Below are 15,151 nucleotides of genomic sequence, written 5' to 3' on the forward strand. Positions count from 1 at the left end.
GTGAAGACTTCTTTACTACTGATCAATCCATCCTCCTTCCGAAGTTGGTTTGCTAAGTGCTGCTATTGTACCCCTTGAGCCCTTAACAGGCTGTAGCTTCCAGCCGGACAGCTTGTACTCGACCGACCGACAGTTCTTCTTGAACTGCGGATAGCCTTTCCTTGGCTCTTTGTTCTTGCAACGGCGGTAGAAGTTGGAGAGGGCAGACCAAGCTCTTTCGGCACTAGCTTGACGGGCGGCAGAGTTGAGCTGGCGGGCGAAGGGGAACTCTTTGGCCAAGTCCTTGCAGAGGGAATACAGAACCGCTTTGGTCGCGCCCCGGTTATCCATCCAGTACCGTAGACACTTGTTTTGCACAAACTGCGCAGTGCGAATGGCTTCATCCAGAGCTTGGTACTGCTCTGCTGTGCCGTTGAGCAGCTTGGCTTCTCTGACCAACATATTGCTATTTTAAAGTGCTACGCACCGCTACCGCGAACAGCGTTCCTGAAGGGATAAAACGGTCTGCGCCTTACATCCCTACCCTCAAGGGCAGGGCTTTACGGCGTTTTTTCGGTAAAACCGCAGGGAGCGCTCCAGGTTGCCGACGCGGATCATGGTGTGGAGAAGGCGCATGGCACAAGCTCCGAGAAATGGGCGATGCTGCACTTATTTTAGTCTTTGACCTTTTAGTCTTTAGACCGCTGAGGATCCCTTGATGAGCCAAACGCCTCTGCAACGCACCCCCTTGTTCTCCCTTCATCAAGCTTTGGGGGCGCGATTTGTCTCTTTTGCCGGCTGGGAAATGCCGCTGCAGTATCGGGGAGTGATAGCAGAACATCGGGCAGTGCGGGAGAGGGTGGGGACATTCGACATTTCCCACATGGGCAAGTTCACCCTCTGGGGGCCGGAGCTGGGATCCCACCTCAGCCGTCTGGTTCCCAGCGATCTGAGCGCCGTTCCTGTGGGATCCGGTCGCTACACCGTCCTGCTCAATCCACTGGGGGGCATTTTGGATGATGTCATCTTCTACCGGCATCCACCGGAGGGTGAGCTGGAGCACTGGAGCGTGATCGTCAATGCAGCTACCCGGCAGAAGGATTGGGATTGGCTCAACCACCACTTCCAAGGGATCCCCGGAGTCAACCTTCAGGATCACTCCGACACTCGGGTCTTGTTGGCGGTGCAGGGGCCGGCAGCCGAACAGGTTCTCCAGCCCTTTTTGGAGGGATCCCTGAAGGCTTTGCGCCGGTTTCAGCACGGTCAGTTTGCCGGAGCGGCGGGAGCCTTGGGAGAGTCTATCTTCGTGGCCCGCACTGGCTACACCGGAGAAGATGGCTTTGAAGTCATGCTCAGCCCCGAAGACGGCATCCGCCTTTGGGAGCAACTGATTCAGGCCGGCGTACAACCCTGTGGGCTGGGCTGCCGCGATACCCTGCGCCTGGAGGCTGCCTTCCATCTTTACGGGCAGGACATGGACGAGAGCACCACTCCCTTAGAAGCCGGCTTGGGCTGGTTGGTGAACAACCCAGGGGACTACATCGGCAAGCCCGCCATCGAAAGCCAACGGCAGCAAGGGATCCCTCGCCACCTGGTGGGGTTTCGCATGCTGCATCCGGCCATCCCCCGCAGCGGCTATGCCATCTACGCTCCCAACTCCCCTGAGCCGATCGGACGGGTAACCAGCGGCACCCATTCTCCCAGTTTGGGCTACGGCATCGGCTTGGGCTATGTCGCTCCGGCTTGGGCCAAGGTGGGATCCCGGCTGGAAATTGAAATTCGGGGGCAGCGCCAGCCTGCCGAAGTGGTGAAAAAACCTTTCTACAGTGCTGCGCACCGCTGACGCAAACGGTTACAGGTTCCCGTTAACCCAGGGTTTGGCAGCTTTGGGCGTGGAGTATTCCTGTTGCAGCCGCCGCAATTTCCGCAAGGCCCGCCGCTCAATTTGTCGGACTCGCTCTCGCGAAAGGCCGATGTGCTCCCCAATTTCCCGCAGCGTTAGGCCCCTCGATCCATCCAGCCCATAGCGAGCCACGATCACCTGTCGTTCTCGTTCACTCAGTTGGCCCACCAGCGCGCGGACTTCCTCTCGACGGGCAAGCTGGGTTAGGTGTTCAACAGGGTCGTTGTCTTCATCTGGGATGAAGTGCTGCAGCTCGGTGCCGTCTTCATCCCCTACCCCCACATTCAAGGAACGCATCTCTGCCATGTGGCGGGTGATCAGCTCCCGGTAGTTATCGCCAATATCCAGAGAATCAAAAACTTCTTCCGCTTGGGGACGGGATCCCCTTTCGGCAGATAACTCGCGGTAGCGCCGCTTCACCTGGGAGACCTTTTCGTACATGTGGGCCGGCAGACGGATCATCCGCCCCTTGTTTTGGATGCCCCGGTTCACGCTTTGCCGGATCCACCAAGTGGCATAGGTGGAGAACTTGTAGCCACGGGTGGGATCGAACTTTTCCACGGCGCGGGTGAGGCCGATGGTGCCTTCCTGAATCAGATCCAGAAACGGCAAGCCTCGATTGCGATAGCGCTTGGCAATCGACACCACCAAGCGGAGGTTACACTCCACCATTCGTTTCTTGGCTGCTTCCCCCTGCCGCAGGATCTGCTGCAGCTCTGCTAAAGGGATCCCCAGCCGCTGGCTCCAACCTTCCACAGACTCATGGGGCTGCCGTTGCTCCAAGAGCGTCACCATCCGCTGCACCTGGTGAGCCAGGCGGAGCTCTTCTTCAGCGGTGAGCAACGAGTAGCGGCCAATCGTCTTTAAGAAACGCCCCACCGCATCTTGCAAGTCAAGACTTTCTGACATATCAAACCCCACACCATAAATTCATGTCCTGTCAGAATCTCTACTTCTCCTGCTGCATCGGGCCCTCTTCCTACACACGAAGCTGACCTTTCTGCAAACGGCACCTTATTCATACCAGCACAAAAGCCTTTTCGTAAAGGCTTTGACTTCGAAAAATCTAATCCAGAACTCGGTGTTTGACTCACTAAATTTATTGAGGCTGCTTCACTAGACACTACCGGCAGTGCTTTAAGTCCTTTTTTATTGAGTAGTAACTCTACCTTAAGTAGGAGGGAAGAGATCAACTATTTTATAAACTCAATCTTAAGTTCTAGATAGATTGAAAAAATTATTCCACTTGCTTGACCAGTTTTTGGTACCAAATCAGATCTTCAAGAGATCTTCAAGAGACAAAAAAGCAATTTTTTCATCCAATTTGTGGGACTAGAGATGAGTATTTTTGTTCGCAGAGCCATCGGAAAAGCTTACTTGGCAAGGCACAGCAAGGGTCATCGGCGGGTTTTTGGAACGGCTTGGGGCTGGTTTGGTACCTCATCGCCGGCAATTCCAGCCGGAGACAGACGAGAACAGATCCCTGTGGGACAGATTTTTGCTGCTGCCTCCAAACATAGTGGAGACTATCGTCAATTCTTGACTTTAGACTCTAGATGTAGATCCAAGATTTCTGTGTTACCGAACACGCCAGGCGCGGATGCCTCAGCCTTGGTGCTCCGTACCGCTATCGCGAATGCCGCAGCGCGCGCCTACATAAGAAGGCAGGTCAGGCCAGCCCAGCGACCCTCCAGGCCCAGGTGTGTTGCACTCCTGCGGGAGAAAGGGGGAGCTGCGTTCCGCTCGCTCGACCCACCGCAGGATGGTTTACATTTCTTCCACCACCCCAAGGGCGCTTTATAGTGAGGATCCGGTCTCCATCGGTCAAAGGATTGGAAGGGCCATGTCTCACTTCACCACCCTGCAAGTGCAAATCAAAGACGCCGATCTCCTGGAAGAGACTCTGAAGGAATTGGGCTACGCTGTGCAGCGGAATGCCAGCCTGCGGGGCTATCTCTGGAACCGCACCCGCGCCGATCTGGTGATCCGGCAAAAGAATGGCTTCGACATCGGGTTTCGTCGCAACGGGGATCACTACGAGCTGGTGGCCGATCTGTGGGGGGCGGGCATCGATCCCAAGACCTTCCTGGAGCCGATTTTGCAGCGCTACGCCCACAAAAGTTTGCTGCGCTCAGCCCGTGAGCAGGGCTATACCATCGAGGCCGAAGAAGTGCTGGAGGATGGCACCATCCGCGTGGTGGTGGGGCGTTGGGTATAGCTAGGCCCATCGGCATCCGCCCATGGTAGGTAAGCCTCAGCCGGCTGTCAGGACTGACCAGGGATCCCGGCCCCAACCTTGGGATCTGGTGTTGGGGGGGCAAATGGCAACCGGGAGCGCCCCGGCCCATGCCTTAGTGCTGGGAGGTCTCGAGGGGGCGCGGCGACGACTCGCCCACAGCGATGAAGCCGTGCGCTTGGCCACCCTGCCCCAGTTGCTGCAGTACGGGTCGGCGGGCCTGGCCGAACTCATTGAAGCCCTCGCCGGCAATAGCTCTTGGGCAGTCCGCTTGGCAGCTTGGCGGCTGTTGTCTCAGCTTGGCCAGCCGGAGGCAGAACGGGCCTGTCGCACCTACAGCCCTTTTCGCCCGGTGGGGGGAGCGCAAGGGGTGATCGTGGCCTATCGGCGGGGGGAGCGGGATTTTGCCTATGCAGACCTGGAGGGAGCCGACCTTCAAGAAGCACGGCTGGGGGGGATCAACCTGTGGGAGGCCAACCTGAGGCGGGCCAACTTGCGCTTTTGCAACTTCAACGGCGCCCGGCTGCGCCGGGCGGATCTGCGCCAAGCGGATTTGCAAGGGGCCAAGCTGAGCGGAGCCGACTTACAGGGAGCCGATCTGCGGGGATCCGACCTGAGGGGGGTAAAAGTTAGCGGCACCAGCCTGCGGGGATCCCGGCTTTCGGAAGAGACCCACCTAGAAGAACGGGTGCGCCACATCTGGCAGTTGCAGAACTGGGGGGGACAGGGACAGGATTTCTCCGGCCAAGACCTGAGCAAAGCCGATCTGCGGGAACTGGTGCTCTGTCAGATCCGGCTGAGGGGAGCGGATCTGAACCGGGCCGATCTGCGTGGATCCAACCTGGAGGGAGCGGACTTGGGGGGAGCCAACCTACAGCGGGCGGACTTGCGGGGGGCCAACTTGCAAAATGCCGACCTGGAAGGGGCCAATCTCAGCGGCGCCGAGCTGCGTCAGGCCCAGTTTCAGGGGGCTAACCTGCGGCGGGCCGATGTCAGCGGGGCCAACCTAACCCAAGCCAACCTGGAAGGAGCTCAGATCGAAGGGTTAAAGCACAGCGGATCCCGGATTGCCGGCCTGATCTTTCCCGACGGCACCCCGATCAAGCCCTGGTGGTGGTAACAGGTGCCTACCGCTCACCCAATGAGCCAAATCCAAAGGAATCCCAAGATCCCCCGGCAATTGGGCAAACCCGGATCACCATAGGAGTAGAGATACCTATGGGGTACAGCTATGGTTCTGGCAGAACAGCTCTCGACAAAACCGCTCACCGCCGACGAGCTTCGCAAAATGGATGCCTACTGGCGGGCCGCCAACTATCTGTCGGTCGGGCAAATCTATTTGATGGACAACCCGCTGCTGCGAGAACCCCTAAAACTGGAACATGTGAAGCCACGCCTGCTGGGGCACTGGGGCACCACACCCGGGTTGAACTTCATCTACGTGCATCTCAACCGCATCATCAAACGGGAAAACCTCAACATCCTCTACATCACCGGCCCCGGCCACGGTGGCCCTGCTCTGGTGGCCAACACCTACTTGGAAGGCACCTACAGCGAGGTGTATCCCAACATCGGCCAAGACGCCGAAGGCATGCGCAAGCTGTTCAAGCAATTCTCCTTCCCCGGCGGCGTGCCCAGCCACGTGGCTCCGGAAACCCCTGGCTCCATCCACGAGGGGGGAGAACTGGGCTATGCCCTGGCCCACGCCTTTGGGGCTGCCTTTGATAACCCCGATCTGCTGGTGGCCTGTGTGGTGGGGGATGGAGAAGCGGAAACCGGCCCCTTGGCCGCTTCCTGGCATTCCAACAAGTTCCTCAACCCCATCCACGATGGAGCAGTGCTGCCGATTCTGCACCTGAACGGCTACAAGATCGCCAATCCCACTGTTTTGGCCCGCCTCAGCCGTGAAGAGCTGCAAAGCCTGTTTGTGGGCTACGGCTACAAGCCCTACTTTGTGGAAGGCTGCGAGCCGGCAGAGATGCACCAGTTGATGGCCGCCACTTTGGACACGGTGATCCACGAGATCCAAGAAATCCAGCAGCATGCCCGCAGCAAAGGGGATCCCACTCGTCCCCAATGGCCGATGATCATCCTGCGCACCCCCAAAGGCTGGACCGGCCCCAAAGAGGTGGACGGCAAAAAGGTGGAAGATTTCTGGCGCTCCCACCAAGTGCCCCTGGCGGATCTGGCCAAAAAACCCGATCACCTCAAAGCTCTGGAAGACTGGATGCGCAGCTACAAGCCGGAAGAACTCTTCGATGAAAATGGCCGTCTGCTGCCGGAGCTGCAAGAGCTGGCCCCCAAAGGGGAAAAACGCATGGGCGCTTTGCCCCACGCCAACGGCGGCCTGCTGACGCAGGAGCTGAAAATGCCAGATTTCCGCCGCTACGCCGTGCCTGTCCCCCGCCCCGGCACCACCGAAGCCGAGGCCACGCGAGTGCTGGGGCAATTTCTGCAGGATGTGATGAAGCTCAACCCCCACAACTTCCGCCTCTTTGGCCCCGACGAGACGGCTTCCAACCGCTTGGATGCTGTGTTTGAGGCCAGTGACCGCACCTGGGTAGCTCCCATCTACGATTGCGACGAGCACCTCTCCCCAGATGGACGGGTGATGGAGATCCTCAGCGAGCACGTCTGTCAGGGCTGGCTAGAAGGCTACCTGTTGACCGGGCGACACGGGTTCTTCTCCTGTTACGAAGCCTTCATCCACCTGGTGGACTCCATGTTCAACCAACACGCCAAGTGGCTGAAAACCACCCGTCACATTCCTTGGCGGCGGCCCATCCCTTCCCTCAACTACCTGCTGACTTCCCACGTGTGGCGGCAGGATCACAACGGCTTTAGCCATCAGGATCCCGGCTTTTTGGATCACGTGGTCAACAAAAAGGCCGAAATCATCCGCGTCTACCTGCCCCCGGATACCAATACTCTGCTCTCGGTGGCCGACCACTGTCTGCGCAGTCGCCACTACGTGAACGTGATCGTGGCAGGCAAACAGCCGGCCCTGCAGTACCTGGATATGGATGCGGCCATCAAACACTGCACCCAGGGCTTGGGAATCTGGGAATGGGCCAGCAATGATCAGGGTTCAGAGCCGGATGTGGTCATGGCCTGCTGTGGCGATGTGCCCACCATGGAAACCCTGGCGGCGGTGGACTTTTTGCGGCAGCACCTGCCGGAGATCAAGATCCGGGTGGTGAACGTGGTGAACCTAATGAAGCTGCAGCCGCCCAGCGAACACCCCCACGGCATTAGCGACAAGGAGTTTGTCAGTATCTTCACCCCCGACAAGCCCATCGTGTTTGCCTTCCACGGCTATCCTTGGCTCATCCACCGCCTCACCTACCGCCGTCCCAACCACCACAACCTGCACGTGCGCGGCTACAAGGAGGAAGGCACCACCACCACCCCCTTCGACATGTGCGTTCTCAACCAGGTGGATCGCTTTAACTTGGCCAACGACGTCTTGGAGCGGGTGGATCGCTTCAAGTACCGGCGGGATCACGTCCAGCAGCTTATCCGGGACAAGCTGGTGGAGCACAAGCAGTACATCTGCAAACACGGGGAAGATCTGCCGGAGGTGCGCAACTGGAAGTGGCCCTATTGAAGGGATCCCCACTCAACTAACTTTCGCCTCTGAGCTCTGGCAGGATAGAGTTTTTGAGGGTTTGGAGGTTGAGGGTGTGAGGGGTTCAGAAAGGGTGGATGCGGATACACTTCCCGATCTGGAGGTGGAAGAAACAGAGTGGGGCGGGATGGCGCTCTCGCTGGGGCTGGGTTTAGCCCTCTCGGCCCTTGTGATTGGGATCCGCCCCCAGGTGGTCGTTCCTTTTGGATTGAGCGCGTTGGGTTCGGCCCTGCTGGGATCCCTGCTCATCCCCGGGTTGCGGCGCTGGAAGGCGGGGCAAGTGATCCGCCAGGAGGGGCCCCAATCCCACCAGAAAAAAGCAGGCACACCCACCATGGGCGGGATCAGCTTTTTGCCCGTGGGGCTGCTGGTGGCCGGGATCTGGAAAGGCCTACGGCCCGCTTACGCGAACGGCTGGGATCCCCATTGGCTGGCCGTCGCGCTGCTCACGCTGGCCTACAGCTTTGTCGGCTGGCTGGACGATTGGCTGGTGATCCGACAGCAATCCAACAAGGGGTTGTCTCCCCAACACAAGCTGTTGCTCCAGGTGGGAGTTGCCCTTGGGTTTTGTGTCTACCTGGCCTGGCAGGGGATCCCGACCAGTCTGACCTTGCCGGGGATAGGCACCCTCTCTCTGGGCTGGCTGTTCTGGCCCTTGGCCCTGTTTGTGTTGGTGGGCACCAATAATGCCGTAAACCTCACCGATGGTATGGACGGCTTGGCGGCAGGGGTGGTGGCCATCCTGCTGATTGGGCTGGGGCTCCTTCACAGGGATCCAGAGCTATCGGTGTTGGCTTTCACCCTGAGCGGTGCCTGCTTGGGGTTCCTGGTTCACAACCACCACCGGGCGCGGCTGTTCATGGGCGATACCGGATCCCTGGGGTTGGGGGGCGCTCTGGCCGGGTTGGCGCTGCTGGGGGATCAGCTCTGGGCCTTGGCCCTGATGGGGGGAGTGCTGGTGGCAGAGGCGCTGTCGGTGATGCTGCAGGTGGGCTACTTCCAATACACCAAACGCAAAACCGGCACAGGCAGACGGCTGTTGCGCATGTCGCCCTTGCACCACCATCTGGAGCTGGGGGGCTGGTCGGAGGTGCAGGTGGTGGGATCCCTCTATGGGATAACGGCGCTGCTGGTGGGGCTGGGCTGGGCCTGGTGGCACTGGACCGGAATGTGAGTTCGAGCTGGGGATCCACCGGGATTCCAATGGGGGCCTGACCTCAAACGGGTTGTTCGGCGTGGGAAATGGCCACTGGCAGATCGGCCCCCACCCGCTAAGTCCCGGGATCCCTTCTGTTGTGAGGAAAACGCAAAGATTACTGACCGATGTTTGTTCCCTGTCAAATTTCCAACTGAATCTTTTACATTCACCGTTGCAGATCGGGGATCGCTGTAACGTATGGATATGAACTTAAGTTAACATTGCCTTCCCCTGTAACCCAGTTGGAGGCCTCTAAAAGGAGTGTAATCTCATGATGCCGAGTGGCTCCAAAAATTCCGATAGGCCAGCGGCACAGTCAGGCCACAGCGATTTGGTCTCCGACCCGCCGATGCAAGCGGCTCCTTCTCCGGCAGGTGCTGCTGAGCTTTCCTCTGCGCGGCCGTACGTGGTGTTGCACGGCCATTTCTATCAGCCGCCCCGAGAGGATCCCTGCCTCAACCGCATTCAGCGACAGCCGAGCGCCAGCCCCTTTCACGACTGGAACGAGCGCATTTGGGCGGAATGTTACCGCCCCAACGCCTTTGCCCGCGTTCTGGACGACCAAGGACGGGTGGTGCGCATTGTCAACAACTATGAATTCCTGAGTTTTAACTTCGGCCCCACTCTCCTCTCTTGGTTAGAGGAGCATGACATTGAAGTTTACCAACGCATTTTGGCCGGCGACCGCCTCAGCGCTGAGCGGCTGGAGGGTCATGGCAATGCCATCGCCCAAGTCTACAACCACGTCATCCTGCCCCTGGCCAACGAGCGAGACAAGTACACCCAGATCCGCTGGGGAATTGCCGATTTTCAACACCGCTTTGGGCGCCATCCCCAGGGGATGTGGCTGGCCGAAACCGCCATTGATGCAGCAACGGTCACGGCCTTGGTCGAATGTGGGATCCGCTTCGTCATTTTGGCCCCCAGCCAAGCGCAGCGCATTCGCCCCTTGGGACAAACGGAGTGGATCGACGTTAGCCAAGGCCAGATCGATCCCCGTCGGCCCTACCGCTGCTTTACCCCCGATCGGGAGGGGTACTTGGATATTTTCTTTTTCGATGGCCCCATTTCCCGTGACTTGGGCTTTGGGGATATCGTCTACAGCACCCACTCTCTGGCGGAGCGGATCCGTTCCGCTCTGCGCCCGGACAAAGAGGGGGAAGCCTATCTGATCAACTGTGCCACCGATGGCGAGACTTTTGGCCACCACAAGCGGGGTGTAGAACGCACACTGGCCTATGCCTTTTGCGAGGAATTTCCCCGCCGGGGCTGGCAGGTGGGCAATTACAGCCATTTTCTCAGCCAACATCCCCCCACTTGGGAGGTGCAACTGAAACCGGTCACCGCCTGGAGCTGTGCCCACGGGGTAGGACGGTGGTCGCGAGACTGTGGCTGCGGAGCGGTGGGAGGGTGGCACCAACGCTGGCGGCAACCGCTGCGGGAGGCCCTCAACTGGCTGCGGGATCAGCTGGCCGAGATCTACGAGACGGAGGCCAGAGCCTACCTGCGGGATCCCTGGCTGGCGCGGGATCGTTACATCGAGGTGATTTTGGATCGGGAGCGCTGTGATGCCTTTTTGCAGGAGCACCAAAGCCACCGCCTCACCGCCGAAGATCGGGTGCAAGTGCTGCGCCTGTTGGAGATGCAGCGCTACAGCCAGTTGATGTTCACCAGTTGTGGCTGGTTTTTCGAGGAGCTATCCCGTCCTGAAGGGGTGCAGATCCTGCGTTACGCGGCACGGGCTATCCAGTTGGCAGCAGCAGTGGCGGATGTCAACCTAGAAGAGGAGTTTTTGCAGCGCCTGAGCAAGGCCCCCAGCAACCTCGACCTCTACAGAGACGGCAAGGGGGTCTATTGCGCCTTGGTGCGCCCCAGCTTGATCAGCCCGCAACGGCTGGTGGCTCAGCACGCCATGTTTTCCCTGTTTAACGGGATCCCCCGTTCCCAAGGATATGTGCTGGATCAAGTGGATCAAGATCGCCTGACGATAGGAGGATCGACACTGGCTATCGGGCGGGTGAAGCTCTCCTTTCCCACCACCCGCGAAGAGCACGACCTGATCTACGCCATGCTCCATCTCGGCGGCTGGGACTTTCAATGTGGCGTCAAGCCGTTTGCCGGGCGGCGCATCTACGAGCAGATAAAAGCGCGGCTGCTGGCCGGATCCCACAGTCGGATCCAGATGATCCTGACCCTGCAAGACCTATTTGGGCCGGAAACCTTCGACTTGAACGCCCTCGACGACGAAGACCGGCAGCAGATGATGCGCTGGCTCACCCAAGATACCCTAGACCGCCTGGCCCAGCTCTACCGCCAAACCTACCTGGACAATTACGGGGTCTTGATGGCCTTTCGGGCCGACGGCCTGCCGATCCCGGAAGAGTTGTTGGCTGCCGCTCAGATCACCCTCAACCAACGCCTGTTGACCAGTTTGCGGGCGATGGAAATGGAAGAGGGCAAGCGGGATCACCTGCTGGAATTGCGGGCAATTGTGCGCGAGGCCGAGCAGTTGGGGTGTCAGTTGCGGCGGGAAGAGGCAGCCCGGGTTCTGGATCGGCTCCTACAGCGGGGGATGTGGCACCTTGCCCACGCTTTTGAGCCGGAGACCTTCGGCGAACAGCTCTACAACCTGGAAGAATGGCTGCAATTGGCTGCAGACCTGCGCCTGCCCATCAACTTGGATCGCCTGCAAGAGCTCTATCTGACAGCGCTGGAGCGTCAAATTGGCCCGCGTTGCCCAGCTTGGCCCCAAGAAGACTGCCGAGACATTTCTGCCGAAAACCTGCACCGCCTCTTACAGGTTGGGCAGCGAATTCGGGTCAACGTCAATGCCTGGCTGCGTCACTTACAACTCCAAGATTAGGGTCATTTCAATTCAAAATAGGACACTGCACCTACACCCAAAACGTTGGTCGCGTCGTCGCATCTTCGCGTCAGCATTGCGGAGCAATAATGCACAGGCTTGTAGGGCTTTTCTCAGCAGCCCAGGCGTCTCACCCTGACCCGAAAAACTACCAGTTGACAGCTAAGTGAACTTCAAGCCTATCGGGATGACAGGATTCGAACCTGCGACCCCTTCGTCCCGAACGAAGTGCGCTACCAAGCTGCGCTACATCCCGACTGACAGGCCCCTTTAACCGCCCGCCGAAGCTCAACAAGTATAGCACGCCGGCTACGGACAATGAGGACAAGGGATCCCCAGCAGAGAAGGGGATCCAATCTGCGCTAAGCTGCAAAAATCCCCCCTCTCGTCAGCCCAAGTATGAATCCGTCTAAGGGTTTTCGCAAATCCAAGCCTGAGAAAAAACCGGCCAGCTCCAACACTGCCAAGCGTAAGGAAGCCGCCCAACGGTACGACGAGCTGAAAGCCAAGGGGATGCCGGAGTTCAACATCTTTGCCCGCCGTCGCCAGCCCGCGCCTGGCCAGCCCAATCCTTGGCTGCCGGTGGGATCCCTGGCAGTGGGACGTTCCAGCGCCATTCACCAAGCCATTTTCCAAAATGAGGAAGAACTCAAAAAAGCAGCCGTCAGGCTGTTCCCCCGTCTTGGCAAAGTGAAAGACGAGCTGGAGTTTGGGTTTCGCCTCAAGGACAAGGACTTCCAAGACGAGCCGATCCAGGTGGCGATCCGTCCCCAGCCTTCACCCCTTCAAGTCTGGATGGCCAAAATCCGAGGTTGGTTGGGCCTCTCCGGCAAAGGAACCTCCAAAAAAGCTTAGACCGCCGCAAAGGCCCTGGGCAGCCAGCCCAAAATCAGAGGGTTGACCACCTCTGGGCGCTCGTCGTGGGGGCAATGGCCTGTATTGGGAATGGGCAAGAACTGGTAGTCGATCCCTTTCACGTGGTTTTGAAAGCCGCGACCCCGTTGAATGGGCGTCCAGGGATCCCCCTCTCCCCAGAGCACCAACAGCGGGCAGCGCACCTGAGGCAATAGGGCTTCAGGAGTTGGGCCAGGGGGAGCGGTGAGAATCGAGGCAAACACCTGCTGAGCGCCCACATCACAGGAAGGGGCATAGAGAATCTCCACCAGCTCATCCGTAATGGCGGCGGGGTTGCGGTACACCTGCTCCAGAGTTGCGCGAATACGCTGCCGCTGCCGCACCCGATCAAACAAAAATGGCCCCGTCACCGGAGAGGCCACCAGAGCGGTGAAAACACCCATGAAAAGGCGGAAAATCGGGCTGAGCTCATGGGAGCGATGGTTCAGTCCCCCGGCGCAGTTGAGCAGCACCGCCCCTGCTGTTAACTGGGGATGCCGGGCAGCCATCATCAAGCTGAGCAAGGCACCAATGGAATTGCCGATAAACACAGCAGGCTGCTGAATGTGCTGCTGCCAAAAATCCACCAGCAACTCCGCCCAGAGATCCAGGGTGTAGGGGAGGGCAGGCTTGGCCGAGCCGCCAAACCCGAGCAAATCCAGGGCATAGACCCGGTATCCTGCCGCAGCCAGCACGGGGATGTTGTGCCGCCAATGGCCGATGGAAGCCCCGAATCCATGCACCAAAACCAGGGGGGATCCGGATCCCTGCACCACATAGCGAATGGCATGTCCGCGCCAGCTCCAGACTTGGGGAGCAAAAGGAGCAATGGCATCAACCGCAGAACCGGCAGAAGAAGCAGTCAGCACAGCCTGAAAACAGACCCAGTTAAAGATGTAGGTAGAAACTCAGAGCCATCCCTGTTCATCATAGCTTCGGAATGCCTTTGTCTCCCGTCTCTACTGCCCTGCCTGCTGCTGCAGTTGCGGGTTCAGGTGCCGCCGAGGTGGGGTTGGGCCGGTCAACATGGGACGAAAGCATGCTGGACTTCTTGGGATCCCCGCCCTTGGCTGGATGGCATAGCACCCGGGGATCAGCTAGAAATCGCAGGAGCCCCGCACTGTACCCGTAGGGTCAGTGTCGGGAGGAATGCGCTTTGATGAAGTACAATGAACTTATGAGCCAAATCCTGACCATATCCTGCAAGCTCAAGGTGTCCCCGTCGCAAGCCGCTAAATTGGACGCGACGATGGATGCCTTTGTGCAGGCACTGAACTGGGTCAACCAGAACACGCCGGAGAAGATCGTCAATGCGGTCAAACTGCAATCCCTTTGCTACTACGAGATTCGCGCCCGATTCGGCTTGTCCAGTAACTTGGCCCAGCAGGTCTGCAGACGGGTGGCCGGCGCTCGCAAAGTGGCGAGACAGCGCAACCGTCCAGTTAAAGAGTTCAAGCGTAGGTTCGTTACCTACGATGCACGTATCTTTTCATTCCGCGAGAAAGACTGGACGGTGTCGCTGACCACGGTGGAGGGTCGGGAGCGCTTTGAGCTGTCCATCGGCAACTACCAGCGTGGGATACTGGCTGGTTCCAACCCAAAAGCCGCCACGCTGGTCAAGCGGAAAGACGGCTCCTACTACATCCAGATTTGCGTAGAGGAAAAGCCACCCAAGCAACAAGATACCGACAAGGTGATCGGGGTGGACTTGGGGAGGACAGATATTGCCCATACATCGGAAGGAGATAACTGGAATGGACAGCAGTTGAACAGAGTCCGAGACCACTACTCCCGGTTGAGGGCGGTACTCCAACGCAAAGCCAGTAAGGGCACCCGCAGTTCGCGGCGCAGATGCAGAGAACTGTTGCAACGGCTGTCTGGCAAGGAGAGACGCTTTCAAACGTGGGTCAATCATCGCATCTCCAAAGCTATTGTCTCTAGGGCAAAAGCTACCAACAGCGCTATTGCTCTGGAAGACCTGACAGGGATCCGGAAAAGAGTCAATCAACAACCCCGCAGCAAAGCCGAGCGGCGCAGGGCCAACAGTTGGGCGTTCTACCAACTACGCCAGTTTCTGGAATACAAGGCGAGGGTTGCAGGGGTTTCTCTGATTCTTGTGCCGCCTGCCTACACGTCGCAGACCTGCCACAAGTGTTTGCACATCCATCCCGATCCTGCGCAATCCTATCGCAGTGGCAAGTCGTTCAAGTGTGGGCACTGTGGATGGGAAGGGGATGCGGATTTGAATGGTGCGAATGTGATTGCGCTTTTGGGGGCTGTCGTAAACCAGCCTAGAGGTCCGGGCTTGTTTTGTTCTCTGGTAGAGCAGAGCAGGCCCAGGGCTACTGAAAGCCCGCTCCGTACCGCTTAGCGGTCGGAGCCGGGTAGTTTACCTTTCGACCTCATTTCGACCTCATTATTTTGTAGATTTTGTAGCTCGGCTGGGTTGA

General features: G+C 58.6%; 10 protein-coding genes, 1 tRNA gene and 1 pseudogene. 8 read left to right on the forward strand and 4 right to left on the reverse strand.

Features of this window, described 5'->3' with window-relative positions; all coding sequences use genetic code 11:
- Nucleotides 1-93 precede the first annotated feature (93 nt).
- Nucleotides 94-441: pseudogene (locus tag ACVW0B_RS04870) on the reverse strand (RNA-guided endonuclease TnpB family protein); the annotation flags it as partial.
- Between the two features lie 256 nt (nt 442-697).
- Between ACVW0B_RS04870 and gcvT the strand changes: the two are divergent.
- A complete protein-coding gene (gcvT, locus tag ACVW0B_RS04875) occupies nt 698-1,822 on the forward strand; it encodes a glycine cleavage system aminomethyltransferase GcvT (protein ID WP_414413391.1) in 1,125 nt (374 codons plus the stop codon).
- A 9-nt stretch (nt 1,823-1,831) separates the two neighbouring features.
- On the opposite strand, the gene ACVW0B_RS04880 is transcribed toward gcvT, so the two are convergent.
- Nucleotides 1,832-2,791 carry a sigma-70 family RNA polymerase sigma factor gene (locus ACVW0B_RS04880; RefSeq protein WP_011432772.1) on the reverse strand — a complete coding sequence of 320 codons (960 nt, stop codon included), beginning with the start codon at nt 2,789-2,791 and terminating at the stop codon, nt 1,832-1,834.
- Nucleotides 2,792-3,725: 934 nt separating this feature from the next.
- Here ACVW0B_RS04880 and ACVW0B_RS04885 point away from each other — a divergent pair.
- From ACVW0B_RS04885 to ACVW0B_RS04905, 5 genes are all read left to right on the forward strand, one after another.
- Nucleotides 3,726-4,100, forward strand: coding sequence for a DUF1257 domain-containing protein (locus ACVW0B_RS04885; RefSeq protein ID WP_457384385.1), 375 nt, complete (start codon nt 3,726-3,728; stop codon nt 4,098-4,100).
- A 22-nt stretch (nt 4,101-4,122) separates the two neighbouring features.
- Nucleotides 4,123-5,238: a pentapeptide repeat-containing protein gene (locus ACVW0B_RS04890; protein ID WP_457491095.1), complete on the forward strand. Its 1,116-nt coding sequence runs from the start codon at nt 4,123-4,125 to the stop codon at nt 5,236-5,238.
- A 111-nt stretch (nt 5,239-5,349) separates the two neighbouring features.
- A complete protein-coding gene (locus ACVW0B_RS04895) occupies nt 5,350-7,725 on the forward strand; it encodes a phosphoketolase family protein (protein ID WP_457491096.1) in 2,376 nt (791 codons plus the stop codon).
- A gap of 148 nt (nt 7,726-7,873) precedes the next feature.
- Nucleotides 7,874-8,920 (forward strand): phospho-N-acetylmuramoyl-pentapeptide-transferase, encoded by a 1,047-nt coding sequence (mraY, locus tag ACVW0B_RS04900; RefSeq protein ID WP_414342713.1) that lies wholly within the window; start codon nt 7,874-7,876, stop codon nt 8,918-8,920.
- A gap of 295 nt (nt 8,921-9,215) precedes the next feature.
- Nucleotides 9,216-11,807: a DUF3536 domain-containing protein gene (locus ACVW0B_RS04905; protein ID WP_457491097.1), complete on the forward strand. Its 2,592-nt coding sequence runs from the start codon at nt 9,216-9,218 to the stop codon at nt 11,805-11,807.
- Between the two features lie 182 nt (nt 11,808-11,989).
- On the opposite strand, the gene ACVW0B_RS04910 is transcribed toward ACVW0B_RS04905, so the two are convergent.
- A tRNA-Pro gene (locus ACVW0B_RS04910) sits at nt 11,990-12,063 on the reverse strand.
- Nucleotides 12,064-12,206: 143 nt separating this feature from the next.
- Here ACVW0B_RS04910 and ACVW0B_RS04915 point away from each other — a divergent pair.
- Entirely contained in the window at nt 12,207-12,662 is a 456-nt protein-coding gene (locus ACVW0B_RS04915) for an HHL1-like protein (RefSeq protein WP_457491098.1), read from the forward strand.
- Here the strand turns inward: ACVW0B_RS04915 and ACVW0B_RS04920 are convergent.
- On the reverse strand, nt 12,659-13,570 hold the full coding sequence (locus tag ACVW0B_RS04920; protein ID WP_457491099.1) for an alpha/beta fold hydrolase: 912 nt from the start codon (nt 13,568-13,570) through the stop codon (nt 12,659-12,661). The genes ACVW0B_RS04915 and ACVW0B_RS04920 overlap by 4 nt on opposite strands.
- A gap of 308 nt (nt 13,571-13,878) precedes the next feature.
- Here ACVW0B_RS04920 and ACVW0B_RS04925 point away from each other — a divergent pair, with 308 nt between their 5' ends.
- Nucleotides 13,879-15,072: an RNA-guided endonuclease InsQ/TnpB family protein gene (locus ACVW0B_RS04925; protein WP_457491100.1), complete on the forward strand. Its 1,194-nt coding sequence runs from the start codon at nt 13,879-13,881 to the stop codon at nt 15,070-15,072.
- Nucleotides 15,073-15,151: the final 79 nt, after the last annotated feature.

The organism is Thermostichus sp. MS-CIW-23, assembly GCF_054059455.1.

What these genes read in the sequence shown, in the direction of transcription:
- ACVW0B_RS04925 (WP_457491100.1), top strand. Translation starts at nt 13,879, where the DNA reads ATGAGCCAAATCCTGACCATATCCTGCAAGCTCAAGGTGTCCCCGTCG.
- ACVW0B_RS04905 (WP_457491097.1), top strand. Translation starts at nt 9,216, where the DNA reads ATGATGCCGAGTGGCTCCAAAAATTCCGATAGGCCAGCGGCACAGTCA.
- mraY (WP_414342713.1), top strand. Translation starts at nt 7,874, where the DNA reads ATGGCGCTCTCGCTGGGGCTGGGTTTAGCCCTCTCGGCCCTTGTGATT.
- ACVW0B_RS04880 (WP_011432772.1), bottom strand. Translation starts at nt 2,791, where the DNA reads ATGTCAGAAAGTCTTGACTTGCAAGATGCGGTGGGGCGTTTCTTAAAG.
- gcvT (WP_414413391.1), top strand. Translation starts at nt 698, where the DNA reads ATGAGCCAAACGCCTCTGCAACGCACCCCCTTGTTCTCCCTTCATCAA.
- ACVW0B_RS04885 (WP_457384385.1), top strand. Translation starts at nt 3,726, where the DNA reads ATGTCTCACTTCACCACCCTGCAAGTGCAAATCAAAGACGCCGATCTC.
- ACVW0B_RS04915 (WP_457491098.1), top strand. Translation starts at nt 12,207, where the DNA reads ATGAATCCGTCTAAGGGTTTTCGCAAATCCAAGCCTGAGAAAAAACCG.
- ACVW0B_RS04890 (WP_457491095.1), top strand. Translation starts at nt 4,123, where the DNA reads ATGGTAGGTAAGCCTCAGCCGGCTGTCAGGACTGACCAGGGATCCCGG.
- ACVW0B_RS04895 (WP_457491096.1), top strand. Translation starts at nt 5,350, where the DNA reads ATGGTTCTGGCAGAACAGCTCTCGACAAAACCGCTCACCGCCGACGAG.